This window comes from Psychroflexus tropicus DSM 15496 (genome assembly GCF_000378765.1).
GTDB classification, from domain to species: domain Bacteria; phylum Bacteroidota; class Bacteroidia; order Flavobacteriales; family Flavobacteriaceae; genus Psychroflexus; species Psychroflexus tropicus.
The window spans coordinates 756,391-783,015 of record NZ_KB905343.1 but is presented as its reverse complement, the minus strand read 5'-3'; the positions used below and the strand labels follow the sequence as shown (position 1 = coordinate 783,015).

Annotated in this window: 22 protein-coding genes and 1 tRNA gene; 15 read left to right on the top strand and 8 right to left on the bottom strand. The window is 36.1% G+C overall.

Annotated features, from left to right (window positions below; translation table 11 throughout):
• Positions 1-3 precede the first annotated feature (3 nt).
• The 4 genes from F598_RS0108515 (at position 4) to F598_RS0108500 (ending at position 5,449) form a co-directional block, all read left to right on the top strand.
• Entirely contained in the window at positions 4-336 is a 333-nt protein-coding gene (locus tag F598_RS0108515; RefSeq protein WP_019038622.1) for an FtsB family cell division protein, read from the top strand.
• Positions 329-1,735: a methylmalonyl-CoA mutase subunit beta gene (locus F598_RS0108510; RefSeq protein ID WP_019038621.1), complete on the top strand. Its 1,407-nt coding sequence runs from the start codon at positions 329-331 to the stop codon at positions 1,733-1,735. The genes F598_RS0108515 and F598_RS0108510 overlap by 8 nt, the downstream gene beginning before the upstream one ends.
• A complete protein-coding gene (gene scpA / locus F598_RS0108505; RefSeq protein WP_019038620.1) occupies positions 1,728-3,854 on the top strand; it encodes a methylmalonyl-CoA mutase in 2,127 nt (708 codons plus the stop codon). Before F598_RS0108510 ends, scpA begins: the two co-directional genes overlap by 8 nt.
• A 68-nt stretch (positions 3,855-3,922) precedes the next feature.
• Positions 3,923-5,449 (top strand): GH3 family acyl-acid amido synthetase, encoded by a 1,527-nt coding sequence (locus F598_RS0108500; RefSeq protein ID WP_019038619.1) that lies wholly within the window; start codon positions 3,923-3,925, stop codon positions 5,447-5,449.
• On the opposite strand, the gene F598_RS0108495 is transcribed toward F598_RS0108500, so the two are convergent.
• The 3 genes from F598_RS0108495 to F598_RS0108485 all read right to left on the bottom strand — a co-directional run bounded on the left by F598_RS0108495 (position 5,450) and on the right by F598_RS0108485 (position 9,435).
• Complete coding sequence (locus F598_RS0108495; protein WP_019038618.1) at positions 5,450-5,998, bottom strand: hypothetical protein; 549 nt, start codon at positions 5,996-5,998, stop codon at positions 5,450-5,452.
• Between the two features lie 46 nt (positions 5,999-6,044).
• Entirely contained in the window at positions 6,045-8,660 is a 2,616-nt protein-coding gene (locus F598_RS0108490) for an AsmA-like C-terminal region-containing protein (RefSeq protein WP_019038617.1), read from the bottom strand.
• An 85-nt stretch (positions 8,661-8,745) separates the two neighbouring features.
• On the bottom strand, positions 8,746-9,435 hold the full coding sequence (locus F598_RS0108485) for a queuosine precursor transporter (protein WP_019038616.1): 690 nt from the start codon (positions 9,433-9,435) through the stop codon (positions 8,746-8,748).
• 112 nt (positions 9,436-9,547) lie between these two features.
• On the opposite strand from F598_RS0108485, the gene folK reads away from it, so the two are divergent.
• A complete protein-coding gene (folK, locus tag F598_RS0108475; protein WP_019038614.1) occupies positions 9,548-10,687 on the top strand; it encodes a 2-amino-4-hydroxy-6-hydroxymethyldihydropteridine diphosphokinase in 1,140 nt (379 codons plus the stop codon).
• Here folK and F598_RS0108470 read toward each other — a convergent pair.
• Positions 10,679-11,728, bottom strand: coding sequence for a flavin monoamine oxidase family protein (locus F598_RS0108470; protein WP_019038613.1), 1,050 nt, complete (start codon positions 11,726-11,728; stop codon positions 10,679-10,681). The genes folK and F598_RS0108470 overlap by 9 nt on opposite strands.
• Before the next feature lie 132 nt (positions 11,729-11,860).
• Here F598_RS0108470 and F598_RS0108465 point away from each other — a divergent pair, with 132 nt between their 5' ends.
• The 6 genes from F598_RS0108465 (at position 11,861) to F598_RS15340 (ending at position 17,675) form a co-directional block, all read left to right on the top strand.
• On the top strand, positions 11,861-12,658 hold the full coding sequence (locus tag F598_RS0108465) for a serine O-acetyltransferase (RefSeq protein ID WP_019038612.1): 798 nt from the start codon (positions 11,861-11,863) through the stop codon (positions 12,656-12,658).
• Entirely contained in the window at positions 12,655-13,548 is an 894-nt protein-coding gene (gene cysM / locus F598_RS0108460; RefSeq protein WP_019038611.1) for a cysteine synthase CysM, read from the top strand. The genes F598_RS0108465 and cysM overlap by 4 nt, the downstream gene beginning before the upstream one ends.
• A gap of 97 nt (positions 13,549-13,645) precedes the next feature.
• Positions 13,646-14,617, top strand: a complete 972-nt coding sequence (locus F598_RS0108455) for a 3-oxoacyl-ACP synthase III family protein (RefSeq protein WP_019038610.1) — start codon at positions 13,646-13,648, stop codon at positions 14,615-14,617.
• Between the two features lie 16 nt (positions 14,618-14,633).
• The gene (locus F598_RS0108450) at positions 14,634-15,461 is read left to right on the top strand and encodes an SDR family oxidoreductase (protein ID WP_019038609.1); all 828 of its coding nucleotides are present in this window, start codon (positions 14,634-14,636) and stop codon (positions 15,459-15,461) included.
• Positions 15,462-15,543: 82 nt separating this feature from the next.
• The gene (locus tag F598_RS0108445) at positions 15,544-17,412 is read left to right on the top strand and encodes a T9SS type B sorting domain-containing protein (protein ID WP_019038608.1); all 1,869 of its coding nucleotides are present in this window, start codon (positions 15,544-15,546) and stop codon (positions 17,410-17,412) included.
• A gap of 89 nt (positions 17,413-17,501) precedes the next feature.
• Complete coding sequence (locus tag F598_RS15340) at positions 17,502-17,675, top strand: Lacal_2735 family protein (protein ID WP_019038607.1); 174 nt, start codon at positions 17,502-17,504, stop codon at positions 17,673-17,675.
• On the opposite strand, the gene holA is transcribed toward F598_RS15340, so the two are convergent.
• On the bottom strand, positions 17,672-18,679 hold the full coding sequence (gene holA / locus F598_RS0108435) for a DNA polymerase III subunit delta (RefSeq protein WP_026302605.1): 1,008 nt from the start codon (positions 18,677-18,679) through the stop codon (positions 17,672-17,674). The two genes, F598_RS15340 and holA, sit on opposite strands and share 4 nt — an antisense overlap.
• Before the next feature lie 39 nt (positions 18,680-18,718).
• On the opposite strand from holA, the gene F598_RS0108430 reads away from it, so the two are divergent.
• From F598_RS0108430 to F598_RS0108410, 4 genes are all read left to right on the top strand, one after another.
• Positions 18,719-19,159 carry a type I restriction enzyme HsdR N-terminal domain-containing protein gene (locus F598_RS0108430; RefSeq protein WP_019038605.1) on the top strand — a complete coding sequence of 147 codons (441 nt, stop codon included), beginning with the start codon at positions 18,719-18,721 and terminating at the stop codon, positions 19,157-19,159.
• Between the two features lie 4 nt (positions 19,160-19,163).
• Positions 19,164-20,168 carry a glycosyltransferase family 2 protein gene (locus F598_RS0108425; RefSeq protein ID WP_019038604.1) on the top strand — a complete coding sequence of 335 codons (1,005 nt, stop codon included), beginning with the start codon at positions 19,164-19,166 and terminating at the stop codon, positions 20,166-20,168.
• 68 nt (positions 20,169-20,236) lie between these two features.
• Positions 20,237-21,079, top strand: coding sequence for an OmpA/MotB family protein (locus F598_RS0108420; protein WP_019038603.1), 843 nt, complete (start codon positions 20,237-20,239; stop codon positions 21,077-21,079).
• Between the two features lie 195 nt (positions 21,080-21,274).
• A tRNA-Arg gene (locus tag F598_RS0108410) sits at positions 21,275-21,348 on the top strand.
• Between the two features lie 443 nt (positions 21,349-21,791).
• On the opposite strand, the gene F598_RS0108405 is transcribed toward F598_RS0108410, so the two are convergent.
• From F598_RS0108405 to F598_RS15725, 3 genes are all read right to left on the bottom strand, one after another.
• Positions 21,792-24,053, bottom strand: coding sequence for an FUSC family protein (locus tag F598_RS0108405; RefSeq protein WP_019038602.1), 2,262 nt, complete (start codon positions 24,051-24,053; stop codon positions 21,792-21,794).
• Between the two features lie 304 nt (positions 24,054-24,357).
• Positions 24,358-25,056, bottom strand: a complete 699-nt coding sequence (locus tag F598_RS0108400) for a hypothetical protein (protein ID WP_157594980.1) — start codon at positions 25,054-25,056, stop codon at positions 24,358-24,360.
• A 150-nt stretch (positions 25,057-25,206) separates the two neighbouring features.
• Positions 25,207-26,622 carry a hypothetical protein gene (locus F598_RS15725; protein WP_083925449.1) on the bottom strand — a complete coding sequence of 472 codons (1,416 nt, stop codon included), beginning with the start codon at positions 26,620-26,622 and terminating at the stop codon, positions 25,207-25,209.
• Positions 26,623-26,625: the final 3 nt, after the last annotated feature.

Genomic DNA, 26,625 nt, shown 5'->3' with positions numbered 1-26,625 from the left:
AAAATGAAGTATAAAGACCTTAAGCAGAAATCCTGGTTTAGATTCATGAGCAACAAGTACGTCTTGGTGCTTACGGTTTTCATTATATGGATGCTGTTTTTGGACAGTAATTCCTGGTTAATTCATCGAGAACTCAATCAGGAAATCAAAGAAATTGAAGCTAATAAATCTTATTACCAGCAAGAAATTGAAAAGGATAAGCAAATATTATTAGAGCTGGAAGATAGTATTGAAATTGAGCGCTTTGCCAGAGAAACCTATTTTATGAAGCGGCCCAATGAGGAAATCTATATCATAGAATATGAAGACAGCTTAAAAACAGATAGCGATGAGTAAAAAATTATTTGAAGAATTTGAATCTGTGTCTGCTAAAGCATGGAAACAAAAAATTCAAGTCGACCTTAAAGGAGCAGATTATAATGAATCCCTCATTAAATCAACGAATGAAGGAATCGATATCAAACCCTTTTATCATGCAGACCAACACGACTATGATTTTCAGCTCCCTAAGTCTCCGGAATGGCTTGTGACTGAAAAACTATATCTGGAGAATGTAGATATAACGTTAGAAAATTCCGAGGACGTTATTGAAAGAGGTGCCGAAAGTCTCTGGATCATTATACCAGAAGCTGATGACAAAAAACTAGCTTTTTTTAAAGCTTTAGAAGATGATAAAACTCCTTTATTTATTGAAGTTTTATTTGAAGACCTGGAATTTTTTGAATCTTTACGAAAGCTTTTTAAGTCTCAGGATAAAGACGTTTGGTTTGGATTCGATCCTGTTCATCAATTAGCATCTAAAGGGAATTGGTTCAACAAACAAAAAACTGATTTTGAAACTTTAAGTGAAACGATTGGATGGAGTGAATTTCAAAATCAGCTTCATATTGATGCCAGGCTATATCAAAATTCAGGTGGTCTCATTATTCAACAACTCGCCTACTCCGTGGCTCACCTTAATGAATATCTCAATTATATTTCAAATTCTAATGCCAGTTTAAAATCCATAGGAGTAAATATTCTGGTGGCTCAGGGATCGAATTACTTCTTTGAAATTGCTAAACTAAAAGCGCTAAGGCTGCTTATAGAAAACCTGGCTGATGAATATGCATTATCCATACAATTGAATATCATAGCGGAGCCAACTAAGCGTAATCATAGTATTTATGATTACAATATGAATATGTTAAGAACCACTACAGAGTCTATGAGCGCGATATTGGGTGGAGCTAACTGGGTGAATAATTTGGCTTATGATGAAATCTTCAATAAACGCAATGAGTTTGGAGAGCGGATCTCCAGAAACCAATTGTTGATTTTAAAACAAGAAAGTTATTTTGATAAGGTTCTGAATCCAGTTGATGGGAGTTATTACATTGAAAAACTCACAAAAGATTTAGCAGAGAAAGCTCTGGAAATTTTTAAAACAATTGAAGCTGGCAAAGGATTTATACAGCAGCTTTTTGAGGGTAAAATTCAGAAGAAAATTAAAGAAAGTGCCGAGAAGGAACAAGCTAAAGTCAACTCAGGAGAATTTACGTTAGTTGGCTTAAATAAATATCAAAATCCTGAAGACCAAATGTCGCAAAACCTTGAATTATTTCCCTTCTTAAAACAAAACCAGAGAAAAACTTTGATAGAACCTATTTTAGAGAGACGACTAGCAGAACCTATCGAGAAGGAAAGGCTTGAACAAGAGAAATCTACTTCAAAAACAACAAATAAAGATGAGTAGAAAAGATATACAGCACATAAAGTTGAAGTCTTTGACTTCTACACCACTAAAGGAAGCGTCTAAGTTCAAAACTGCAGAACAGATTAAAATTAAATCTACCTATTCTAAAAATGACTTAGATCAGGTTGAGCATCGGGATTTTGTAGCTGGCATGGCGCCCTTTTTACGTGGCCCCTACTCTACGATGTATGTTAAAAGACCTTGGACGATTCGTCAATATGCAGGTTTTTCTACTGCAGAAGAAAGCAATGCATTTTATAGAAGAAATTTAGCTGCAGGACAAAAAGGGCTTTCTGTAGCTTTTGATTTACCGACTCACAGAGGTTATGACAGTGACCATGATCGCGTGGTTGGTGATGTTGGTAAAGCTGGAGTAGCTATCGATACGATTGAAGATATGAAAGTGTTGTTTGATCAAATCCCACTGGATAAGATGTCTGTCTCCATGACCATGAATGGAGCGGTTTTACCGATTATGGCGTTTTATATTGCAGCCGCTGAAGAAACTGGTGTAAAACAAGAACAACTCTCTGGAACCATTCAGAATGATATCCTTAAAGAGTTTATGGTGAGAAACACCTATATATATCCACCTACTCCATCCATGAAAATCATTTCTGATATTTTTGAGTTTACATCTCAAAATATGCCTAAGTTCAATAGCATTAGTATTTCGGGATATCATATGCAGGAAGCCGGGGCCACAGCAGATATCGAACTCGCCTACACACTAGCTGATGGATTAGAATACATCAAGAAGGGACTGGATGCAGGTATGGATATTGATACGTTTGCACCGCGTTTATCCTTCTTTTGGGGTATTGGTATGAATCACTTTATGGAAATCGCCAAAATGAGAGCAGCTCGTATGCTTTGGGCCAAATTAGTAAAGCGATTTAATCCCAAAAATCCAAAGTCTCTAGCCTTAAGAACCCACTCACAAACCAGTGGCTGGACCTTAACCGAACAAGACCCCTTTAATAATGTAGCGCGAACCTGTATTGAAGCAACGGCTGCAGCCTTTGGTGGGACACAAAGTTTGCACACCAATGCCTTGGATGAAGCCATTGCGTTACCCACAGACTTTTCTGCAAGAATTGCCAGAAATACTCAAATCTATTTACAGGAAGAAACAGGCATTACCAATACCGTAGATCCTTGGGCAGGAAGCTATTATGTTGAAAAACTTACCCAAGATATCGCTGACCAAGCTTGGAAGCATATTGAAGAAGTTGAAGAACTTGGAGGGATGACCAAAGCAATAGAGGCTGGAATTCCTAAACTAAGAATAGAACAGGCTGCAGCCAAAAAGCAAGCTCGAATTGATAGTGGAACCGATAAGATCATTGGCATTAATGCTTATCGCCTGAAGCAGGAAGATCCTATTGTCACTTTAGAAGTCGATAACCAGACCGTGAGAAAGCAGCAGCTGGAAAAACTTTCAAAAATTAAAGCTGAGCGGAATGATGAAAAGGTGAAGAAAAGTCTTTCTGAACTAACAAGAATAGCTCGTGAAGATAATGGTAATCTTCTTCAAGCTGCGGTCACTGCTGCTAAAGAACGGTGTACCTTAGGAGAAATAAGTGATGCCTTAGAAGAAGTTTACGGCAGACATCAGGCCAAAATTCAATCCTTCAGTGGAGTATATAGTAAAGAGATGAAAACAGATAAATCTTTTAGCAAAGCTCAGGCTTTAGCCGATGAGTTTGCAGAGAAGGAAGGTCGTCGCCCACGAATCATGATCGCCAAGATGGGACAAGACGGTCATGACCGAGGAGCTAAAGTTGTAGCTACAGGCTACGCTGATGTTGGTTTTGATGTCGATATAGGTCCGCTATTTCAAACGCCTCAGGAGGCTGCTAAACAAGCGGTAGAAAATGATGTACATATCCTAGGTGTATCATCGCTCGCTGCTGGGCATAAAACACTTGTTCCTGAAGTGATTGCTGAATTGAAAAATCTAGGCCGTGAAGATATAATGGTGATTGTTGGTGGGGTAATCCCTTCTGCCGATTATCAATTTTTATTTGATGCCGGAGCCGTTGCCGTATTTGGTCCTGGAAGCAAAATAAGCGATGCTGCCATCCAGATTTTGGAAATCTTAAACGATAGCTTCTAATTTTTTTAATATTAAATTCAGAATATTGATTTTTTGAAGCCTTAGCTTAGCATTTTAATCAAATATCTATGGCTATTATAGGAAACATTATTAAAGGTGTAATCCAGCTGGGAAACTCTATTTCATCTGAAACCGATCATGTCAAAAATCAAAAGGAGACCTTAGCCAATTTACTGGAAAAGGCTGAAAACACTGAGTTTGGAAAAGCTTATGATTTCCATAAAATAAGGAACTCAAATCATCCATATCAGAATTTTAAAGACCATATCCCCTATTTTGATTATGATAAAATGCATTCTGAATGGTGGCATAAACTGCATGAAGGCCGTAAAGATGTCACCTGGCCTGGAAAGCCAGATTATTTTGCATTGAGCTCTGGTACTACTGGGAAAACCAGTAAGCGCATCCCCGTCACAAATGAGATGGTAGATGCTATCAAAAATGCAGGAATCAAACAAATCTTAGCCATTGAAAACTTTGACTTACCTGCAGATTTCTTTGAAAAAGAGATTATGATGTTAGGGAGTTCAACAGAACTACAGGAAAACAATGATCATTTAGAAGGTGAAATCAGTGGTATAAGCGCTAGTAGAATTCCGTTTTGGTTTAGAGGCTTTTATAAGCCCGGTGAGGAAATTTCCAAGATTGATGATTGGGACCAGCGAGTTCAAAAGATAGCTGAAAATGCTAAAGAATGGGATATTGGTGCATTAAGTGGAATTCCTTCCTGGATGGAATTGATGATGGAAAAAGTCATTGAATACCATGGCGTAAATACTATTCATGATATCTGGCCAAACCTCAGGGTTTATACATCTGGCGGTGTTGCATTTGGCCCCTATGAAAAAAGTTTTAAGCGGCTTACTGGAAAACATGTAGAAGTTATAGACACCTATTTGGCTTCAGAAGGATTTATCGCTTTACAGACTCGCCCGGAAACAGACGCTATGCAGTTGCTTACTGATAACGGAATCTTTTTTGAATTTGTTCCCTTTCAGCCAGAATATATCAATCCAGATGGGTCACTTGTAGCTGATGCCCCTTCAATGAGTATAGCTGACGTTGAACTCGAGCAGGATTATGTCTTGATTCTAAGCTCTGTGAGTGGAGCCTGGAGATATATGATTGGAGATACCATTCAATTTACAAATATTGATAGAGCTGAAATTAAAATCACAGGTAGAACTAAATTCTTCTTAAATACAGTTGGTTCTCAATTGTCTGTTAATAAAATGGATGCGGCAATGCAGGAGCTTGAAGATGAATTCGATATTGATATTTCAGAATACACTATCTGTGCAAAACGTGGAGATGATGGCGAATTCTATCATTTCTGGTATTTAGGTACACCAGATACTCAATTGGATGAATCAACCATTGCTTCTTCCTTAGACGATAAGCTAAAGGCTGCCAATAAAAATTATAAAGTTGCTAGAACCAAAGCTCTTAATGGCATTAAAGTCAATCTTATAAAACCAGATGTATTTTACGATTGGAATGCTAGAAATAAAAAGAAAGGGGGGCAAGTAAAGATGGAAAGAGTTATGAATGAGGATAAGTTTTCTGAATGGGAAACATTTGTTCAAAACCAGTAGTTAACGGTCTTGTACAATTTCCATTATTTCTTCTGGAGAAAGGTAATACCGTTGTATTCTTTTTTTATAGTCTTTATCTATATCAGCGTGATTTAGGATAAAGTTTTTAGTCTTTAAGATGTAATCTTCCATCCCTTGGTTAACTGCAAAAGTGTCTGCAGCCCTTTCAGCTTCTACGATGTGATTTTCTACATAGAGGTAACGAATTCCAAACCATATCAGGTTAAATGTGCCGCGATTTTCATAATCTAAAATATGGCCTAATTCATGTCCAATCCAACCGATCATTACATCTTTGGGAACATTTATAGTCTTGAATTCTTTACCTGAAATTTTGAATTTCTCACTTATAAAGATATAGTATTTCCTTTTTGAACGTGGACTCAGTAAGGACTTGAAATCAGGCTGAGCCTGCATTGTCGACTTCTTAATATCAGATTTAAATTTAAAAGTGATTTTTACCCCATTTAATTGAGGAAAAAATTCCAAAGCAGCGTTGATTTCATTTTTTATAGAATCGGGATATATATGATTTTCCTGAGCTTTCATGGTTGTAATTAGAGTTAGAAAAATTAAACAAAGAATAATTGACCTATTAATTACTCCCTTTCTTTTTAAATATTCCACCTAATACATCTTTTACTTTATCTTTCACATCATCCTCTTTGCTATTTGTACTATCGCTATCTTTTTCATTACCCCCACCAAGTAGATTATTAAGTTGTTCTTTTGCCTTGTCTTTAATCGTGTTTTTAACTTTATTTTTCTGGGCTTCAATAATCTTGGAGCTTAAACTTTGAATAGCATTTTGAGTATTCACTTGTATCTTTGGACTAGTAAAGCTGCCTGAAAGATTAACAGGGACATCCACACTCATTTTACTAAGGTCCGCATTACTCAACTCGGCTAACTTACCTCCTACTTCATCTCCAAAATATTTGGCAGGCACATTGAATTTCAAGTTATAGTTCATGGTATTATCAAATGAATGGCTTCCAGATACATCCACTTTCACATCGTCGAAGTTAAAATCAAAGTTTTCTGCATTGATGGCTCCGTTGCTGAAGTTCAATTTGGCAACCAGGTCTTGTACTTTTAATTTATCAAAATTTAAAAATTGAAATTGATTGTTTAGATTAGACACTAGTGGCATTTTGCTTTCCTGTACTTCTGCATTTAAGACTTTAGCCAGAGCATTACCGCTTAAAGAGGAATATATAGGCATTAAATCTTTGGTTAAATTACCACTAAGACTTAACTCTGTAGTTGCTATACCATTTAAAGCCTGAGCAATTGGGGCAAGACCTTTTATAAGCTCCATTTGTTCAAAAGCTTCAATTATTTTTATGGTATTAAGACCTAATTTGACATCAAAACTCGGAGCACCTGCAGTAGATACTCTACCATCAAGATTTATATTTCCTCCAAATATATCTGCATTCACATTTTCTAAAATTGCGCTTTCATTTTTTAGTGCCAAAATACCCTTAGCATTTTTCAGTGTAAGATTATCATAATGAACAGTATTAGCATTAAAATTTAATTGAATATCTAAAAACTCGGGGATCTTTATCTCTTCTGAAGAAGCTTCAGCTACAGCATTAGTGATATCTGATTCTGTTTCAGAAGCAGGTTCAGACTCACTTTCTACCATAAAATCATTCACATTGAAATTGGTGGAAGTAGCTTTAAAATTTCCTTTTAAATTTTGGTCTGAAAATGCGAAACCAAGTAAATTCGAAAGGTCACCGTTCATTTCAAGATCTGTAGAACCAGAAGTCATTTCAAAATTATTGAGATTCACAGTATTGGTATTAAAATCTACCGTTGCTACTTCTATATGGAGGGGCTTGGCCAGTTCTGGTGAAGTATAATCAAATTTACTGAGTTGCAATGATCCATTCGCAACTACATTTTGATAAGCACCTGCATCGATAGAATTCATGTCAAATTTTGTAGAGACATCAGCATCCAAAATGCCACTTAGTTTCAAGTCGAGATCCAAAGGATAGGCTTTGGTCAAATTAGATAAATTAAGTCTGCCATTTGCCTTAAGATCAACAAGCATGTTGCTGGTTAAGTTCTTAACAGAACCACTGCCTGCAAAGCGATCCTGATCTATTCTGAATTTAACATCGTCAAAATTGATGTACGTATCTTCAACAAGGCCAGTTTCATTTTTAATTGCTAAGTCGAGTGAAATATCCTCTACTTTTTTGGGCAAGTCTGGATATTGAAAAGACGCATTAGAACTCGATGCGCTAATGTCTAACTTAGGAATATAAGTCTCATCCACTCGTCCTGATATGTTACCATTTAACTGAAAATCCCCTGATGTGGCAACTCCATCTAAACTGGAAGCATAAGCCTCTGGTATTAAGGCTAGGAAATTTTTAAAATCGGAGGATGGCGTAGAAAACTGAATATCCATTTCATTATAATCCTCAAAAATCTGAACAAAGCCTTCAAATTCTAAAGGCAGTTGGTTGACCTTGGCTGAATTTTCTAAAAACGAAAATTTCATATTTTCCAGATCCATTTCTACATCTGCATCCAAGAGGATTGAGTTATTATTAAGGTAGTTGGTACCATCAAAATCAAAGGATATTTTAGAATCGGTGTGCGTCGTTAAGGTAAATACAGATGCAGTAAAGTCACCATCTCCGCTATGGTTAAAGTCCTTAAGTTTTAAAAAGATATTACCGCTTTCGTCTAGGTAATTGATTCTTGAAGAATTGATTTCGTAATGATTTAAATTGAGCTGAAAGGCTTCATTAGATTTCTGTTTAGGTGTACTATCTGTTGCAACCTCGCCGGTCTTTGCAATATCATAATTGGCATTTCCAAGTGAATCTACCTTCACATTAACAAAAGCTTCATTTAGATAAAGTTGGTCTATACTAATTCCATCGTTTTTGAATAACTGCATCACTCCCATAGCTACATTAAAATCTTTCGCGTAAACAAGAGTATCACCTTCGAAAGGGGCATTATTAACAACACTAAGGTTTTCCAGAGTTAAACTCGCATTGGGAAAATTTCGAAATAAGCTAAGGCTTAATGAAGACCACTCCACTTTAGCATTCACGTTGGAATTGGCTGTTTTCTTTACTAATTTTTCAATATCTCCTTTAAATAAAATCGGTGTAAGAATTAATCCAATAATCAAGATTAACACTGCTATACCTATGATTTTAAAAGCCTTTTTCATAATTTAAATTTTGAATAAAATTACGGATTGACTTTTCGTAATTACCAAAAAAAGAATTAAAATTTAGAATTGTTCAACGAGTAGACTAATCATTCGGAAGTTCTTCACCAACGCCTAGATTGAATTTTTTCCTAAAAATGTAGACAATAAGATAAAGTAACGGTGTATCAAGTAAAGCAATTAAGGCCTTAAACAAAAATCCACTTAATAACAGACCTCCAAAAAGGTCCCATTCCAATTCTCCAAACACACTCAAAAGAAAAACCACCGCAAAAGTGTCTACAAATTGAGAGGAAAAGGTTGAAAAGTTATTTCTAAGCCATAGGTATTTCCCTTTGGTTAGTTTCTTCCAAAAGTGGTAGACGTAGATATCTACATATTGAGCAAGCAGGTAAGCTATCATAGAAGCCCCAACAGCAATGGCAGTAGCTCCAAAAACATCATTGAAAATATCATCGCCTATGGGTGACCAACTTGTAGCAGGAACACCAGCTGCCACTAAAATAATGAGTAAAGAAAATATAGAAGCAAAAATACCAATAGTAACGACCTGATTGGCTTTCTTCTTCCCATAAATTTCACTGATTGAATCCGTTATTAAAAAAGTAACGGGATAGGGCAATACACCTACAGAGATTTCAAAAGTGTAAAGACCAAAAAAATCCCAATAGAAGAATTTTTGAAAAATCAAGTTAGAAACAACTAAAGACGTAATAAATAAAGCCGCAAGAATAAGATAAATGCGCTCTGATGAAAGTTTTTGTAATGCTGTCAAATATATTTGGATTTGATATTTACCTTTGTCGCAAATTTAAGTTTGAAAAGTCAGGATTCCTCTGATTTTGCAACAGATTATAAATCATTATTTATTAAAACTTTGTTAACAATTGAATAGTAAAACTACTACTTATATAGCTCTTGGTAGCAATCAAGGCAACAGAATTAAATATTTACAGGATGCTATCGATGAAATTTATAAGGCCATTGGCGATGTTACTAAAGTATCAAAAATTTACAGCACACCGGCCTGGGGTTTTGAAGGTGATGATTTTTTGAATGCTGCAATTCAGGTAGAGACACGATTTTCAGCAGAAACCACCTTAAAAAAATTACTCAACATCGAGTTGGAATTAGGCAGAATCAGAAAGAAAAAATTAGGCTATGAAGCCAGACCGATTGATCTAGATATTTTATTTTATGGAGAGGAAACGATTTCAACAGAACGTCTTACGATTCCCCATCCTGAACTTTCAAAACGAAATTTTGTTCTTTTTCCTTTATCAGATATCGCTCCAGATTTACTACACTCAAGCCTGGGTAAAAAAATTCAAGATTTAAAAACTGATTTTAACGATTCTTCCATCGAGTCTGTTTTAGAACAGCTTAGCCCAAAAGTGGCATCGTTTAGACAAGTTAATTATTTAACTATAGAGGGAAATATAGGCTCTGGCAAGACAAGCCTCGCCCAAATGATAGCTGAAGATTTTAATGGGAAATTGATTCTTGAACGTTTTAAAGACAATCCATTTCTTCCTAAGTTTTATGAAGATCAGGCACGATTCGCCTTTCCACTGGAGATGTCCTTTTTGGCCGATAGACACCAGCAGTTAATGGATGATATTTCTCAGTTGGATTTATTCTCAGATTTTGCAATCTCAGATTACAATCCTAACAAGTCATTGATTTTTTCGAAAGTTACCTTACAGGAAGACGAATATGCCTTGTACAAAAAGATCTTTAAGATCATGTATAGTGAAGTTCCTCAACCCGACGTTTACGTGTACCTTTATCAAAATATTGATCGTTTATTAAGCAATATCAAAAAAAGAGGCAGAGAATACGAACAAAACATCGAGCCGGATTATTTAAAAAGCATACACGACGGTTATTTAAATTTTTTCAACTCTCAAAATAAGATCGATGTCAAAATTATTGACATCTCTGACCTCGACTTTGTTGAAAATAGAGAAGATTACTTATTTCTGCTTGAAGAAATATCCAGGATAACTAAAAAATCACTAGGATAAAAAATCTAAGAGTTGGTCTGCCACTTCTGCACCTCTGTGGACAGCACCATCCATATAACCAGGAGTTTGAGCTGCAGTCTCTGAAGCTGAAAAGAACAGACGGCCTTCGAATAGAGGTGCTCTTAATTTTGCATGACCGTTGTTTTGATGAGGAACTAAACTCTTAGCCTGTTGATCTATAGTATAATTCTCCTGTCTCCAATCTACATCGGCATAAGAAAAAGCTGAAGCCTGACTTCCAAAAAGTGTTTTTAAATACTCCGAAACTTTAGCTCTACGCTCTTCCTGAGTCAAGTTTGAAAACTTTGAGTTTAAGAACCCAACCAGTCCTTTCTGATGAGTATCACCATCAGAATGATCATACATTTCCTGAATGATTTGCTGTGGACTCATTAATGTCCCTTGGTAGCGTTCATTTTTCCAAAAATCATGGTCGAAAGCACATGAAAATTTAATTGAATCTGACATCCAGGTGTGAGTGTTTTTCACCAATTCTCTTAGGTCTAGAGGTAACTCAGGCTCAAATTGAATACTGTCGAAGACCAATTGAGGTGGAATACTTAATATCAAAAAATCACCCTCGATAATCTTACCCGACTGAGTTTGGACCTTAATACGATTTCCCAGTTGAACCGATTTAATAACTTGATTTAATTGAACACTAGTATTCAAATTTTCTTCTAAGGCTTTGAGAAGACTAACTGTTCCATGTTTGAATTTAAAAGTGGGTGCTTGTTGATTAGGCAGTTTAAAACGCTCTAAGTGGCCGTTAGGTCTAAAATCATACAATGCTTCCCTCCCGTTTTCCTGGATTTTATAAGGAACATTTAATTCGTTTACTAAATTTAGAAGTTTGGTATGCTGTGGTCCAAACCAGGTTGCACCAAGCTCAAGTGATACAGAATTCTTTTTTTTGGTGTATATACGCCCACCAATTCTGTCTCTAGCTTCTAAGATTTCTAGTTCAAAATTTGAATGTCTAAGTTTGTATGCAGTCATCAGTCCACTCAAACCAGCACCTACAATAATTACTTTAGGCATTTATTTTTAATGCAAATATCCTTTTAAAATTGTTATATGGTTGATTCAAAAATTGTAAAGTAAGTTTAAAATTGAGGTATTATTGATCCATATTGAGAACCATCTCTTACTTTCACATTATAAATAAATAGAATGACCATCACAAAGGAAGATATCATAAAAGAAATTGAGCTGGAAAAGGCTAAGGTTTCAAATTTATATCAGATTAAGCAGAAAACACAAGCTTTTACAGATCAACTTTTTTTAACCCTATTTGATAAAGAAACTGATGTGACTTCAGGGATGAACGAGCTGGAAGTTCAGTTTAAAATTTTAGCAGATTTAGTATGTTTTAAAGAAGAAGATCCTTGTCGTGAAATCTGGACCGATTTCATGAAAAAACTACCAGACATTCTACAAAAACTGAACAATGACGCCTGCTTTATCAAAGAAAATGATCCAGCTGCAAATTCAATAGATGAAGTTTATCTTGCCTATCCGGGATTTTATGCGATTGCGATTTACAGGTTAAGCCATGCGTTGTTGGAATTTGGGTTACCCTTGGTTCCAAGGCTAATGTCTGAATGTGCGCACACTCATACAGGAACAGACATCAATCCTGGCGCTATCATTGGCAATCCTTTTTTTATAGACCATGCCACCGGGGTAGTAATTGGCGAAACCTGTGAAATCGAAGATCGTGTCAAAATTTACCAAGGAGTAACTCTAGGGGCATTGTTGGTCGATAAAACTCTTAAACATCAAAAAAGACATCCAACCATAGAAAGTGATGTGACTATATATGCCAATGCTACAATTCTTGGTGGTGAAACTACCATTGGTAAAGGCTCAACTATTGGAGGAAATGTTTGGCTCACCAAATCAGTTCCAGAGAAATCACTGGTCACTCATAAATCTATGGTGAATATCAATGAAAATAAAAACACATGAGTAAAAGCATATTAAATTTAATTGGAAACACACCCTTAGTGGAAACCCAAAGTTTAATCAAAAATCCAAACGTCAAACTTTATCTCAAACTCGAAGGACAAAATCCAGGAGGAAGTGTAAAAGACAGAGCGGCTTTCAATATGATCAAATCTGCTATTGACCGAGGAGATATCGATCAAAATACAAAACTCATTGAACCGACCAGTGGCAATACAGGAATTGCTCTAGCCATGGTTGCAGGTATATATGGTCTCGACATAGAATTAGTTATGCCAGAGAATGCTACTAGAGAGCGTGTGGAAACCATGATGGCATACGGGGCCAAAGTGACTCTTACCGACGGTGAAAAAGGAATCATGTATTCGAGAGATTACGCCGAAGAAAAAGTAAAAACCGGTAATTATTTTATGTTCAATCAGTTTGCAAATGAAGATAATTGGAAAGCGCATTATAAAACGACAGGGCCTGAGGTTTGGAGAGATACGAATGAAAAAGTAACACACTTTGTTTCTTCAATGGGAACCACAGGAACCATTATGGGCACTTCTCGCTTTTTAAAAGAAAAAAATAAGGACATTCAACTTATTGGTGTCCATCCGGCAGAGGGGACTAAAATTCCTGGAATTCGAAAATGGCCAGATGAATACCTTCCAAAAATATACGACCCCAAGCGAGTTGATCATATCTATGAAGTTGATGAACATGAAGCCAAAAAAATGGCAAGGTATCTTGCTGAAAAGGAAGGTATTTTTTCGGGAATGAGTTCTGGAGGAGCAACTGCAGCTGCCGTAAAGCTTTGCGAGTCTCTGGATCAAGGTGTCGTAGTGAGTATTATATGTGATCGTGGTGATCGATACCTCTCTTCTGATTTGTTTGAAGCTAAAGATTAATTGGTGTAAATGTTAAAGTAACAAGACTTCTTCAGGTTTTATCCTTAAAACATAATTAAAAACTTAAATTTCGCCACTTAACTCATAATTAGTTGGTATGTCTAATGTGTATATAAGTGGCACAGGAGCTTATGTTCCTCCTAAAGTTTTACCTAATTCCTATTTTGAAAAAGTAGGCTCCTCTGATGAATGGATTTACAATAAATTAGGGATTAAAGAACGTCGAATTGTTGAAGATGAAGCTACCAGTGATCTCGCGTCTAAAGCTGGTCTGGACGCTCTTATTAATGCTGGCCTAAAGGTAGAAGACGTCGACCTCATTATAGTCGCTACCACTACCCCAGATCGACAAGCTCCTTCCTGTGCTTGTTTTGTACAGGAAAAAATGAAAGCCTTCAATGCTGTAGCTTTTGATGTTGCTGCCGTTTGCTCTGGTGCCTTATTTACAATTTCAGTAGGGTATCAGTTTGTAAAAAATGGTGTATACAATAATGTACTCGTCATAGGAGCAGATACCTTTTCTAATATTATTGATTGGGATCGTAGAGATTCCGTTTTTTTTGGGGATGGTGCTGGTGCGCTCGTGTTGAGTAAAACTGATGAAGACAAAGGCTTCATAGATTTTAATCTTCATTCGGACGGGCGTGGTAAAGAACATTTTACTATTCCTGGTGGAGGGTCTGAAAATCCTGCATCTAAAGAAACACTTGAGAAGAAAATGCATTACTTCCAAATGAATGGAAAAGAGGTGTTTGATACTGCGACTAAAGTTGTTCCTGAATCCATTCGGGAATTGCTGGATAAGACGAAAACATCAGTAGACGATATCAGTTTCTTGATTCCACATCAGCCCAGTATTGGCATACTAAAATCTATCGCTAAGCAAATCGATTTGCCTTTTGAAAAAGTGATGACAAATATGGATCGATATGCCAACACTTCTGGAGGAACCATCCCATTAGTTCTTGATGAAGTTCATAAGGCTAATAAATTTAAAAAAGAAGACTTAATTCTTTTTGCAGCTGTAGGGGCCGGTTGGACCTGGGGAACTGCTTTATACAAATGGTAATTAATATCTAAACATTATGATGCTTAAAGGAAAAACATATCTCATCACTGGTATTGCAGATAAACACTCATTGGCAATGTATGTTGCCAAAAAAATTAAAGAAAATGGAGGCGATGTGATTTGTACTGGTCTCGGGGTGAGCCAATTTCATGAAAATCTTTCAGATAAAGCTAAATCGTTTTTAAATCAAAACTATAAGGACTTTCAGGATAGTGTCCATCAGGAATTAGGAAAAGAGACCATTACAGAAATTTTAGATGTATCTCTTGACGAGAGTATTGAAGAGTTCTGTAGTACTCTTAAGTCAAAACAAATCAAAGTGGACGGATTTCTTCATGCCATCGCCATGGACAAAACGATTAGAAATAAGGTGGTAAAGCCTTTATTAGATGTATCCTTTAAGGAGTTTTGTGATACCATGGAAGTCTCTGCGTTTTCACTTATCAGTTTAACTAGTCATCTGTTCAAAAATAACTTGCTAAATGCCGATGCTTCCATTTGCTCTTTGAGTTATATTGCAGCTGCTAAAGTGACCTTCCATCCTTATAGAAATATTAGTATCGCCAAAGCGGCTTTAGAACGTATTACAGTAGAACTAGCAGATGAAATGGGTAGGAAAAATGGTACACGAGTCAATTGCATTCGATTTTCACCCTATATGGGAAGTAAAGCAGGTAATGCCACTTTAAACCAAAAGGATGTGGAGATTGCTCATCGCAAAAGTCCTTTAGGCAATGCTTTACCAGAAGATCTTGCTTACGAAGTTCTTAATTTACTGAGACCTAACGGAAGAACTACTGGTGAAATTAGACACGTGGATGGAGGCTACAATATCATGGGCTAATTAATTTTCAACAAAATTTAATAAGTCTGTTTCTATTGCTAATCTCAATAAAAGTTAATATTCTTGAACAAAATCAAATGATTTGAAAGTTCTTCACTTTTTATGTTTAATATTATTTTATTTAATTTCAGCATCCGTCAATGCTCAACTTGGCTTTTGTGAGGGAAATACAGGAGATCCTATTTTTGAAGAAAACTTTGGGCAAGGTACCCCAAATGGTCCTCCTCTCCCCCCAGGAGTTACAAGCTACACATATGTAAATCAAGCTCCAGAAGATGGGGAATATACTATTTCTTCTAATTTATTTCAGCTTGGAAGTTTTCATAATACAGGTGATCATACTGGAAACACCGATGGAAAGGCCTTAATAGTCAATGCTGATTTTGATGCTGGTTTATTTTATCAAATACCGATTACTGGACTCTGCATTGATAATTCTTATGAATTCTCCGCCTTTTTGATGAATCTATACGACACAGATAGCAATGTATGCCAGAATAACGAAATTCCTGTTAATGTCAAATTCCAAATCACAGATGCAACCGGTCAGGTCATTTTAGCAGAAGGCGATACAGGGCCTATCGCTGGAACAAACACACCTATTTGGGAACAATTTGGCTTGACTTTCACCACTTTACCAGGACAGGATTCGGTCGTCTTAAAAATGTTCAATAATGGTGAGGGAGGCTGTGGTAATGACTTAGCTATAGATGATATAGTTTTTAGATCATGTGGAGACCTCACAGAAATCATAAGTGATAATGGTGAAACTGATATTCAGCTGTGCGAAAATGAGACCTTGGAAAACTTAAGCCTAAATGCCTCTACAAACTTTAGCGTTTACGATTCTCCAAATTTTCAATGGCAACAAAGCTTAGATAAAATTAATTGGAATAATATTCCAGGAGAAACTGCAGAAGAATTATTAATCTCAGAAATAAGTTCAACCGTCTTTTACAGAGTCTTAGTTGCTGAAGATGCGAGTAATGTCAATACCATAGCCTGTAATAGTATTTCCAGTGTTTTTGAAGTTATTTTTATTGATTTTATAGACCCCGTCAGTTTAGGAGATGTATCTGTTTGTGGGTCTAACTCCAATGAATTTATTGCAGTTCAATCCAATCCTTACATCAGTGTTGATTGGTACGATAGTCCCACTGGAGGCAACCTCTTAGCCGAGGATACATTTCAATTTCAGCCCACAATTAATGGCATCTATTACGCGGAAGCTACAACTACCACTGGAGATTGTACTAACCCTAATCGAGTAGCAATTCAATTCGAATTATACGAAGTACCAGAATTGAACGATGAAGACATTCGAATCTGTGAAGATGAGAGTATTGTGATTGGTGAAGATTTTATGAATTTCAGCTATTTATGGACTACAGGGGAATCTACCGCTTTTATAGAAGTTGATGAGCCTGGGATTTATACTGTTGAATTGACCACACCAGATAATTGTGTTTTAGAGAAATCATATACAATTACTAACTTTTTGTCTCCTGAAATTTCTAACATAATTGCAGAAAATAACAGCATAAGCATAGAAACTTCTACTGAAGGAAATTTCAGTTATTCTATTGATGGAAATACCTTTCAAAATCAACCAGTCTTTAATAATTTATCTGGAGGCCTTTACACTGTTTATGTAAGGGAAAATAATGGATGTGGATTGGTAAGTGAAGAGGTTTTACTGCTTAGGATTCCTGAATTTTTCTCACCCAACAGTGATCAGATTAATGATACTTTTAAAATTCCAGGAGCTTCTTTTTTTGATGAAATTGAAGTCTTTATTTATGATCGCTATGGTAAACTCCTTTTCCAAAGCAATCAAGCTTTTGAGTGGAATGGCACCTACCAAGGACGCGAATTACCTCCCGATGATTACTGGTATCGCTTAAAGATAGGCAATGAAGTATTCACAGGGAATGTGACTTTAATGCGTTAAGTTTAATAGTCAATAATCTTTCGTTAACGAATATCTATTCCAAGATATATTAATCTAAGCTGTAGTAACTTTTCAAAAAATTAAAAATCATGTTTGGACTATTTAAGAAAAAAACAGAATTAGAGAAACTGCAGGAGCAATATAAAAAACTTCAAAAAGAGGCCTTTGACTTATCAAAAAGCAATCGACAGAAATCGGATGCAAAACTTAAGGAAGCTGATGACGTGGCCAAAAAGATCGATGAACTTAAAGCATCTAGTTAACGCATAAGTTTCACTAAAAGTTCTTTTAATAAATCTCCGTTAGATAATTGATTGGAGTGAAGACCTTTACCCTTAAGGTCAGCCTCTCGAATAAGCGAGAGAGCCTGACTTGCTTTTTTCATTGAATACTTTTGCGCAGCAAAACTATAATCTTTGACAAAAAAAGGATTTACCCCTAAAGCTTTACTTGCCGAGAATTGCGATTTATCCTTTAGAGCATGATACCTTAATAATTTATTGAAAAATGAATTCAATTGGGCTGTGGTAAGTACTATCGGATGATTTTTAGAGTTCTGAGCGAAGTAGGCTACTATTTGCTGTGCTTTAACTTCATCTTTTACTCCAATGGCTTTAGTTAATTCGAAGTTATTAAAATCTTTACTTATACCTATATTTTCTTCGATAAGTTCTGGCGTAACTTTTGCCCCGGGAGGTAACACATGCTGAAGCTTTTCGAGCTCCTTATAGATATGCGATAAATTATTCCCAAGAAACTCTACAAGCATTTCTGAAGCTTTGGGTGCAATAGAATAACCCGATGCAGATAAAGTCTCAGAAATCCATTGAGGAACCTGATTGTCGTATAGGGGTTTGGTTTCAAAATAAACCGAATTCTTCTTTATCAATTTAGTGACCTTTGAGCGGCCATCCATTTTTTTGTATTTCACACAAAATACCAAAATTGTGCTTTGTTGAGGCTGTTCTACATAAGCGGCCAGACTGTCGATATTTTTCAACAGTGATTGAGCTTCTCTCACGATGATCACCCGGTGGTCTGCCATCATTGGATATTGTTTAGCCTGCCCTATCACATCATCTATACTTACATCTTTTCCATAAAGTATACTTTGGTTAAAAGCCTTTTCTTCTTCAGATAATACACTCTCTTCAATTTTATTGGCAATCAGGTCTACAAAAAAGGTCTCCTTTTCTCCAATCAAAAAATAAATGGGAGCATATTTTTTTTGATCTAAATCACTAAGTATACGTTTAAATTCCTTCATTAAAATGCTAATATTTAATTCAATTTTGTTTCTTTGAAAATGCAAAAATTGAATTTCCCGAACTATTCTTTCAAAATCAAAAGTAAAGAAAATAAGATTCTCATTTTTTCGCTTTTAAGAAAAAAATACCTGGTATTGACACCAGAAGAATGGGTAAGGCAACACTGTGTTCATTATTTGATGTCTGAGAAAAATATTTCTGAATCTCTAATGAGTGAAGAACGCCAAATCGATCTTCACGGCATAACCAAACGTTATGATCTAATTGCCTTCAAGCCCGACGGCAAAATTAAATTAATAGTAGAATGCAAGGCTCCTCAAGTAGAAATAACTCAAGATACTTTCGACCAAATTGCTCGATATAATATGGCCTTAGATTCAGATTTCTTAATGATTACAAATGGATTGAATCACTATTTTTGCCAGATGAATTATGAAAAAGAGACTTATACATTTTTAAAAGATTTGCCTTCAATGTAAATTTATGGATATAGCAATTGTCATTTTAAATTGGAATGGAAGAAAACTATTGGAAACATATCTGCCTTCTGTTATCACACATTCTGAAAATGCAAAAATCTATGTAGCCGATAACGCTTCCACAGATGATTCTTTAGAATTTATAGCCCATAATTATCCTGAAGTAATCATTATCAAAAATGATAAGAATTACGGATTTGCAGGTGGTTATAATAAGGCACTCAATCTTGTTGAAGAAGATCTTTACGTTTTACTAAATAATGATGTGGAAGTCACTCATCGATGGCTTGAGGGTATAAAATCTGTCTTTGAGAAAAAATCTAAAGTGGCAGTAGTTCAACCAAAATTGAAATCACTTCATCAACCTAATAAATTTGATTATGCCGGAGCTGCTGGAGGTTTCATAGATAGTTTAGGCTACCCGTTTTGTAGAGGACGTATATTTGATCATATTGAAGAAGATAGTGGTCAATATGAAGACGAATCGGAAATCTTCTGGGCCAGTGGTGCTTGTTTCGCGATTAAAAGAAACTGTTTTATTGAGGCTGGAGGATTTGATGAGGACTATTTTGCTCATCAAGAAGAAATTGATTTATGTTGGAGGCTTAAAAATTTGGATTATAGCGTATGGTATACTCCAAAAAGCGAAGTGTTTCATCTTGGTGGAGGAACTCTAGCTAGCTCAAGTCCTAGAAAAACCTTTTTAAATTTCAGAAATTCACTTTTTAACCTACTTAAAAATTCAAAGAAAAATCCATTCGGCCTTATATTTATAAGAATGCTATTGGACGGTGTAGCTGCTTTAAGATTCTTATTACAAGCTAAAGTGAATCATTTTTTAGCTATATTTAAAGCTCATGTCAATTTTTACATTTTCTTTACTAAGATGTACAACAAAAGGAAGACACTAAAAAAGATTAAACATAAGTTTATTGTGAGCAGTATAGTTTGGCATGGTTTTGTGTTAAATGTAACCAGATTCAAAAAATTGAATTCTGACAATAATTAATTGTTAAGACAAGACATTATTTAAAAACGAAAATTAAATTTGTATAACTTTAAAATTAAAACTAAATCATGAAAAAATTATTTGCTATTGCAATTGCTGGTGTGTTGATGACATCTTGTGTTTCCAACAAAAAATTTGCAGAACTCGAAGACCAATATAACACGACAAAAGAAGAGCTAAAGACGGCTGAGATGAAGCTATCTGCCTGTGAAGATGAGAAAAAATCAATCAGAGAATCTTACGAAAGTCAAATTAAGACGTTACAAAATACAAATGCAGCTTTATTAAATACCACGGGAGAAATGGTAACCATTTCTAAAACTGCAGCTACCAACTTAGAGCGTTCTTTAGAGAGTATGCAAGAAAAAGACCTTCAGATCAAAACCATGCGTGACGCTATCAATAAGAAGGATAGTGTAACCCTAGCTTTAGTAACAAGCTTAAAAGGAGCATTAAACAACATTGATGACGAAGACATCCAGATCAGTGTTGAGAAAGGAGTTGTTTTTGTATCTATTTCCGACAAGTTATTATTTGGTAGCGGGCAATATAAAGTAACCAACGAAGCCAAAGCTGTATTAGCAAAAGTTGCTAAAGTAGTTAACGATAAAAAGGATTTCGAATTTATGGTGGAAGGCCATACTGACACAGACCCAATTTCTAGAACAAACATCGAAGATAATTGGGATTTAAGTACCAAAAGAGCCACAGCTGTTGTAAGAATTCTACAGAATGAATATAATGTTGATCCTGCAAGAATGACTGCTGCTGGTAGAGGTGAATATGTTCCTGTTGCTAGTAATGATACAGCTGCTGGAAAAGCTAAAAACAGAAGAACAAGAATTGTAGTTCTTCCAAAATTAGATCAATTCTTCGGAATGATAGAAGAAGGAATGAAAACAGCAAAATAATTTAAGTTATTATAGCTCAAAGCCCTACGTTTCGTAGGGCTTTTTTATTTGTAAAATTTTAAATAATTGTTGTGTAAAAGGAGAATAGTTCTATCTTTGCACTCGCAATTTTAGCTAACATAATTCACCTGAAAAGAGCATCCCACTCTAAAAGCGGGACAGTCGCAGGTTCGATAATCTGTTTTAAATAAATTAGGTCGCGTAGCTCAGCTGGATAGAGCATCTGCCTTCTAAGCAGACGGTCACAGGTTCGAATCCTGTCGCGATCACGACACTCAGGAAACCACGCTTATAGCGTGGTTTTGTGTTTTTATAAGCGAATAAAGCTGAAGCTTTGTATAGCGACTAAAAACAGAAAATTAGAAGCGAGAGCTTCGTGGTTTCTTATTTGCAACATTGAGCACTATTGAAAACCGAAGGTAATCCTGTCGCGATCACTCCAATCCCGCTATAAGGCGGGATTTTTAATTTTATGTATTGCTTCATATACATTCTCTATTCTCAAAAACAAGATTGATAGTATTGGTCATACTTGTGATGCAATTGATGAGAGACTTAGAAAGCACAATTCAAATCACAAAGGGTTTACGGGACATTCAGACGACTGGAAATTGGTCCAGATCAAAAATTTAATTCTAAGAAAGATACCTATCAACGCTAAAGAGAATTCAAAAAAGTCTAGAAGTTGTTTTGAACAACTAATTCAAAATATCTACTCTTTTTGTAGTGAGAGTATAGACTTAATGTATTGATTGGTTGAGCGAACTAAGTTATCTGACATGGAAACCAACCAGCTTAAATGATTAGAAATAAGGTAGGCCTCCTGTAGGGCATGCAAAGTTGAAGTGTCTAAATCCACATGTCCTGCTTTAATATTTTCATCCCTTTTCTTGGCTAATTGATCATATTTTTCCAATAATTTCTTTTCTGCATCATCGCCTTTGATAGTTTTCTGATTCTCAAAGTTGGATGCTTCAGATAAATTCATGGATGCTCTATGAAAGGAATCCGTTATTTTCTGGATAAGCGTATTAAATTCTAATGATGCTGGAGTTGTTTGATGGTGTGTAATAAAGTTTCCAATAGAGGCTGTTGCAGAAAGTATCGTCTGGTGCAAGGTCACCATTTCATAAATTAATTGAAACTCATGTTGCTTAGATTTTGGATCTTGAGTTAGTCTCTGGAAGGCAGCATTAAGTTGACTAATGGCTAAGAAAGCATCTTTTCTTGCGAGATTATAAGATAATTTGTTTTGATCTGGTTCCTGATAGAGATCTTTTGTTGCTGTAAGGTAGGCTTTATTACTGTCGAAAGCTTTTATAAGAACTTGCTTTAAATTATCTGCTTCCCAGCTTGGAAGAATCGTATAGTTTGCAAAAACTGCAATTACAGCCCCAATAAAGGTATCTATGACTCTATATTGAATAACTTCTAGAGCTTGAGGGTTGATAAAAGAGTACACAAAAACAATACTTATGGTAATAAGAGCTGCGGCAGATTTATAATTTTGCTGTAGTAGTGCAAAAGCAAAAACTAAGGATACCAAGGCTAAGACTGCGTATAAAATCTGATTTTGTATCACCAAAACTATACCAACAGCGATAATAGCACCAATAACCGTCCCGATAATACGGTCTTTCGATCGTTGTTTAGTCAATCCATAATTGGGCCGCATAATGACTATGATGGTGAGTAAAATCCAATATGTATTTTGGATGTCAAAGAAAACACCTAAGCTATAGGCTGCCAACATGGCAACGCTAAGCCTTAATGAGTGTCTACATAATGTTGAATTTAAGTTTAGATTTTGAACAAATACATTGAATCTGTATTCATGTAAAGTTAAAAACTGGCTTGCATCCTGGCGCTTTAGTGATACTTTTGCAGATTCTTTGACGTTAGCCATGACTCTCCTAATTGCTTTAATCTCCTGAAGCAATAATTCTTGGTAATCGTATAAATTTTTTAGAATCAGTGCTCCTTCCCGCGCTTTAGGAAGTTGATAGGTTTCAATGAATTTTGTGATTGTCTCATTGGCAAAATCAAGTGCATCTTGCATTGAATCCTTTGAAGGTAAAGGATCATGCTGTATCAGTACTTCAGAAAGTCTAATAAGGTGACTTCCCATGATTTCATTCAGCGATTTAGAAGCTTCTAAAAACTTCTTCCTACCATTAAACACTTCATCCAAGGATTCATAATCCATGCGTTCTGCCTCAATCAATTCAAAAATTTTAATTGAAGAAAGAAAAATCAACAATTGTTTTTCTTCATATCGAGATCTACCAGAACGCTTTCTTACACTCAACAAGACCTCTCGAAGAGTTTCATGTTTGTCGTTAATTTGATTCTGTAGTGTAAAACTGTTTTGTAATAATTGATCTCTATCTTCAGAATCAAGCAATAATCTAGCTCTAAGGTTTAAGTAGTCCCCTATTAAGTGAAGAGATTCAGATAATAATTGATTTTGATCTTTTTTGGGAGCTAGTTTTTGAAATGTAAGAGAAACCAAAAGATACCAAAGTCCTCCAACACCCATTAAAAGCACTTGGATCAATATTTCGGAAGTTGTATTTTTTTCGATGGCAAAAGCTATCACCATTGCCAATAATCCAGAAAAAGAAACCAAAGAAGCCCTAAATCCGTAGACTGAAAGAAGCGAAACCACAAATGCTACAAAACCCATTGTAAGCAATAAAAGCGGCAATATGGGTTTAGTAAACAATATCAAGGCCGTAATCAGCATTGTTAATCCTGTACTGATTAAGATTGCATTGACTTTTCGTTTTCTGCTTCCTGGCATATCTCCAGGTGCATTTAGAAAAGCGCCAACTACTATTGGTAAAGCCAATTCAATATGCCCGAAGACGTAAAATATACCAAATGGAACCGCAAGAGAAGTACCTAGACGAATTCCTCGATCGAAATTTGAACTTTTAAAAAATAACTCTAATTGTTTTAAATACTCTTTCAACTCGATAGCACTTTGCTTCAAAGTTAATTGAATTGTGGTCGTAACTTAAGGCGAATAGCTGAAATTAAGAGAATAATAGTCTTTATGTCAAAGTCATGTGTTTAGAAATGTAATTGATTTGTGTCATCTCTAAGACAATAAGAGATGCATCAATTAGAACTTGTTAAAACATAAAATTTATTCAGTAAGTCTATTATTAATGCAGAGAAATGAGGCTAATTTTAAACCTTTTATAAAATTCTTAATATATGATTTCTTCCTGATCTAGAATGATCAGGATATATACTCGAATTAAAACAATTACTTATTTGTTATAAGCTTCCGCATAAGGTGACCAAATTTCATGAATTGGATCCCCTTTGGAGCTGTTGCCCTTATGATGCCAAGCACCATCAATAACTTCAAACTGAAATTGAAGCTCTGCTCCTACTCGATCTTTATTTTTAGAGAAGAAAGTGATATTTTCAACGTAAGTACCATCTTCTGCCGAGTAAGTCCCACCACCCGAAGCATTAAAGGTTTTGGATGCAGAATTAAAAGCTACCCATTGAAAACGGTTTCCATTGAGGATTTTAATCGTTCTTCGATCTCCAGGGGTCATGGTTCTCATTTCATCGTTTCTCATTCTTCCCGTAATCACCCAGTTACCTGATAAAGAGTTATTCTCATTAGATAAACGCTTCCATATTTTTTCGTGATTATCATCTGAAATTTTTAAAAGGTCATTATTCACCCAATCTAATTCATAAACTCTTTCCTCATTGATTTTTGAGGCATCGTAAGTATCGAAGTCTCTGTTTTCTATCAATTTATCTTCTTTGATTTGAAATTCTCCACCAGCTGCTCCTAAAAAAGAATTATCAGACGTTGATTTGGAGCCCAGAGCAAAATAACCATCTACCACTGTTTTAACAACTTTTCGATTGGTGACAGTTTCTCCATTAAGTTCGACAAGTTGCCATGACCCTTCAAAAGACTGACCAAATGTTTTAAAAGTTGACATACAGATTATTGAAAATACAAGCAGAAATTTCATTGGATTCAATTTTAAATTCATATTCCAAAATACTAAAATAATGGAATTTATATTAGCTTGTATCATCAAACAAAAAAAGCTAACCATAGAGGTTAGCTTTTAAAAGTTTAAACTATTCTATTTGTAAGGAACAGCTAACCAATCTATATTGGCAGAACATAAAGGGATTGCAAGAGTATATTCTACATTAATAGTAAATCCTGTGGTTGTTTTGTTTGAAACTCTGGCTCCTTGCCCACAGTTAGAAACCCGGGTTAAATTTACAGTATAGTTGGTATTAGGCATTGGACTGCTAAAAGTAACATTTATTGTTGAAGTCCCGCTTGAAGATCCTGCTCTATAACTTAAATCACTTCCAGGAATACCTTGTGGGCCTTGGGGACCAGTTTCACCTTGTGGTCCTGCAGGACCTTGGGCACCAGTATCTCCTTTATCACCCTTAGGTCCATCAACACCCTGTAAACCTCTTTCGCCCTGTGGACCTTGGGGACCAATTTCACCTTGTGGTCCTTGTGCTCCTACTGCACCTGCAACGCCTTGTAATCCACGTTCGCCCTGAGGACCAGTCTCTCCCTGTTCTCCTCTTGGTCCCTGTGGGCCTACTTCCCCTTGTGGGCCAACCGAACCGGTGACACCCTGTAAACCTCTTTCTCCCTGTGGGCCTTGTGGACCTGTTGTTCCTGTATCCCCTTGGTCACCTTTTGGTCCCTGAGGTCCTACTAGGCCTTGTTCTCCTTGAGGGCCCGCTGGACCGGTGACACCTTGGAGTCCACGTTCGCCTTGAGGACCAGTCACTCCCTGTTCTCCTCTTGGCCCTGCTGGACCGGCGACACCTTGGGGACCTTGGGCTCCTACCGGACCTGCAGCACCTTGCAATCCACGTTCGCCTTGAGGACCAGTCACTCCCTGTTCTCCTCTTGGTCCCTGTGGTCCTGATTCACCTTGAGGTCCTTGAGCTCCAACTGGACCTACTGATCCTTGAGGTCCTGCTTCACCTTGAGGTCCTGTAAAATCAGAAGTAGTAAATGTAGTTGTATCGTCAAAAACTAGTGTAAAGGTACCGTCGTTATTATCTATTGTATTAGCAATTCCATTACCGTCTATTCCTGCAGGACCTTCGTTTCCATTAAGAGCATATAATGCATATGGGACACTTAGCAGTTCGCTAATGCCTTCTATTGAGTAATTAGAGCCACCAGAAGGATCTGTTAGAGTTTTTATAAAATATGGTCCTTGAGACCAATCTATGTCTGAAAGGCTACCTAAAACCACATTTCCGGAGCCTATTTGTAAACTTATGAGTCCGTTGGCATTGGTTGTAGGTGTATGAACCTCTTCGTAAACCAGGGCCCCAGTAACAGATTGCTGCAATATACCTATTTTAATACCGATCTGTGAATTTGAAATCAAATTGTTATTATCGTCTCTAATCACCGCCTGAAAACTCATTTTTTCAGAGACTTGTGCAGTAACCATATTTGATAAATAAATGAAAAAGAGGATGATAAACGTCTTAAACGTAGAATTGTACATAAG

Coding starts and splice junctions, on each gene's coding strand:
- F598_RS0108515 (WP_019038622.1), top strand. CDS start 4: ATGAAGTATAAAGACCTTAAGCAGAAATCCTGGTTTAGATTCATGAGC.
- F598_RS0108510 (WP_019038621.1), top strand. CDS start 329: ATGAGTAAAAAATTATTTGAAGAATTTGAATCTGTGTCTGCTAAAGCA.
- scpA (WP_019038620.1), top strand. CDS start 1,728: ATGAGTAGAAAAGATATACAGCACATAAAGTTGAAGTCTTTGACTTCT.
- F598_RS0108500 (WP_019038619.1), top strand. CDS start 3,923: ATGGCTATTATAGGAAACATTATTAAAGGTGTAATCCAGCTGGGAAAC.
- F598_RS0108495 (WP_019038618.1), bottom strand. CDS start 5,998: ATGAAAGCTCAGGAAAATCATATATATCCCGATTCTATAAAAAATGAA.
- F598_RS0108490 (WP_019038617.1), bottom strand. CDS start 8,660: ATGAAAAAGGCTTTTAAAATCATAGGTATAGCAGTGTTAATCTTGATT.
- F598_RS0108470 (WP_019038613.1), bottom strand. CDS start 11,728: ATGCCTAAAGTAATTATTGTAGGTGCTGGTTTGAGTGGACTGATGACT.
- F598_RS0108465 (WP_019038612.1), top strand. CDS start 11,861: ATGACCATCACAAAGGAAGATATCATAAAAGAAATTGAGCTGGAAAAG.
- cysM (WP_019038611.1), top strand. CDS start 12,655: ATGAGTAAAAGCATATTAAATTTAATTGGAAACACACCCTTAGTGGAA.
- F598_RS0108455 (WP_019038610.1), top strand. CDS start 13,646: ATGTCTAATGTGTATATAAGTGGCACAGGAGCTTATGTTCCTCCTAAA.
- F598_RS0108450 (WP_019038609.1), top strand. CDS start 14,634: ATGATGCTTAAAGGAAAAACATATCTCATCACTGGTATTGCAGATAAA.
- F598_RS15340 (WP_019038607.1), top strand. CDS start 17,502: ATGTTTGGACTATTTAAGAAAAAAACAGAATTAGAGAAACTGCAGGAG.
- holA (WP_026302605.1), bottom strand. CDS start 18,679: ATGAAGGAATTTAAACGTATACTTAGTGATTTAGATCAAAAAAAATAT.
- F598_RS0108430 (WP_019038605.1), top strand. CDS start 18,719: ATGCAAAAATTGAATTTCCCGAACTATTCTTTCAAAATCAAAAGTAAA.
- F598_RS0108425 (WP_019038604.1), top strand. CDS start 19,164: ATGGATATAGCAATTGTCATTTTAAATTGGAATGGAAGAAAACTATTG.
- F598_RS0108420 (WP_019038603.1), top strand. CDS start 20,237: ATGAAAAAATTATTTGCTATTGCAATTGCTGGTGTGTTGATGACATCT.
- F598_RS0108400 (WP_157594980.1), bottom strand. CDS start 25,056: ATGTCAACTTTTAAAACATTTGGTCAGTCTTTTGAAGGGTCATGGCAA.
- F598_RS15725 (WP_083925449.1), bottom strand. CDS start 26,622: ATGTACAATTCTACGTTTAAGACGTTTATCATCCTCTTTTTCATTTAT.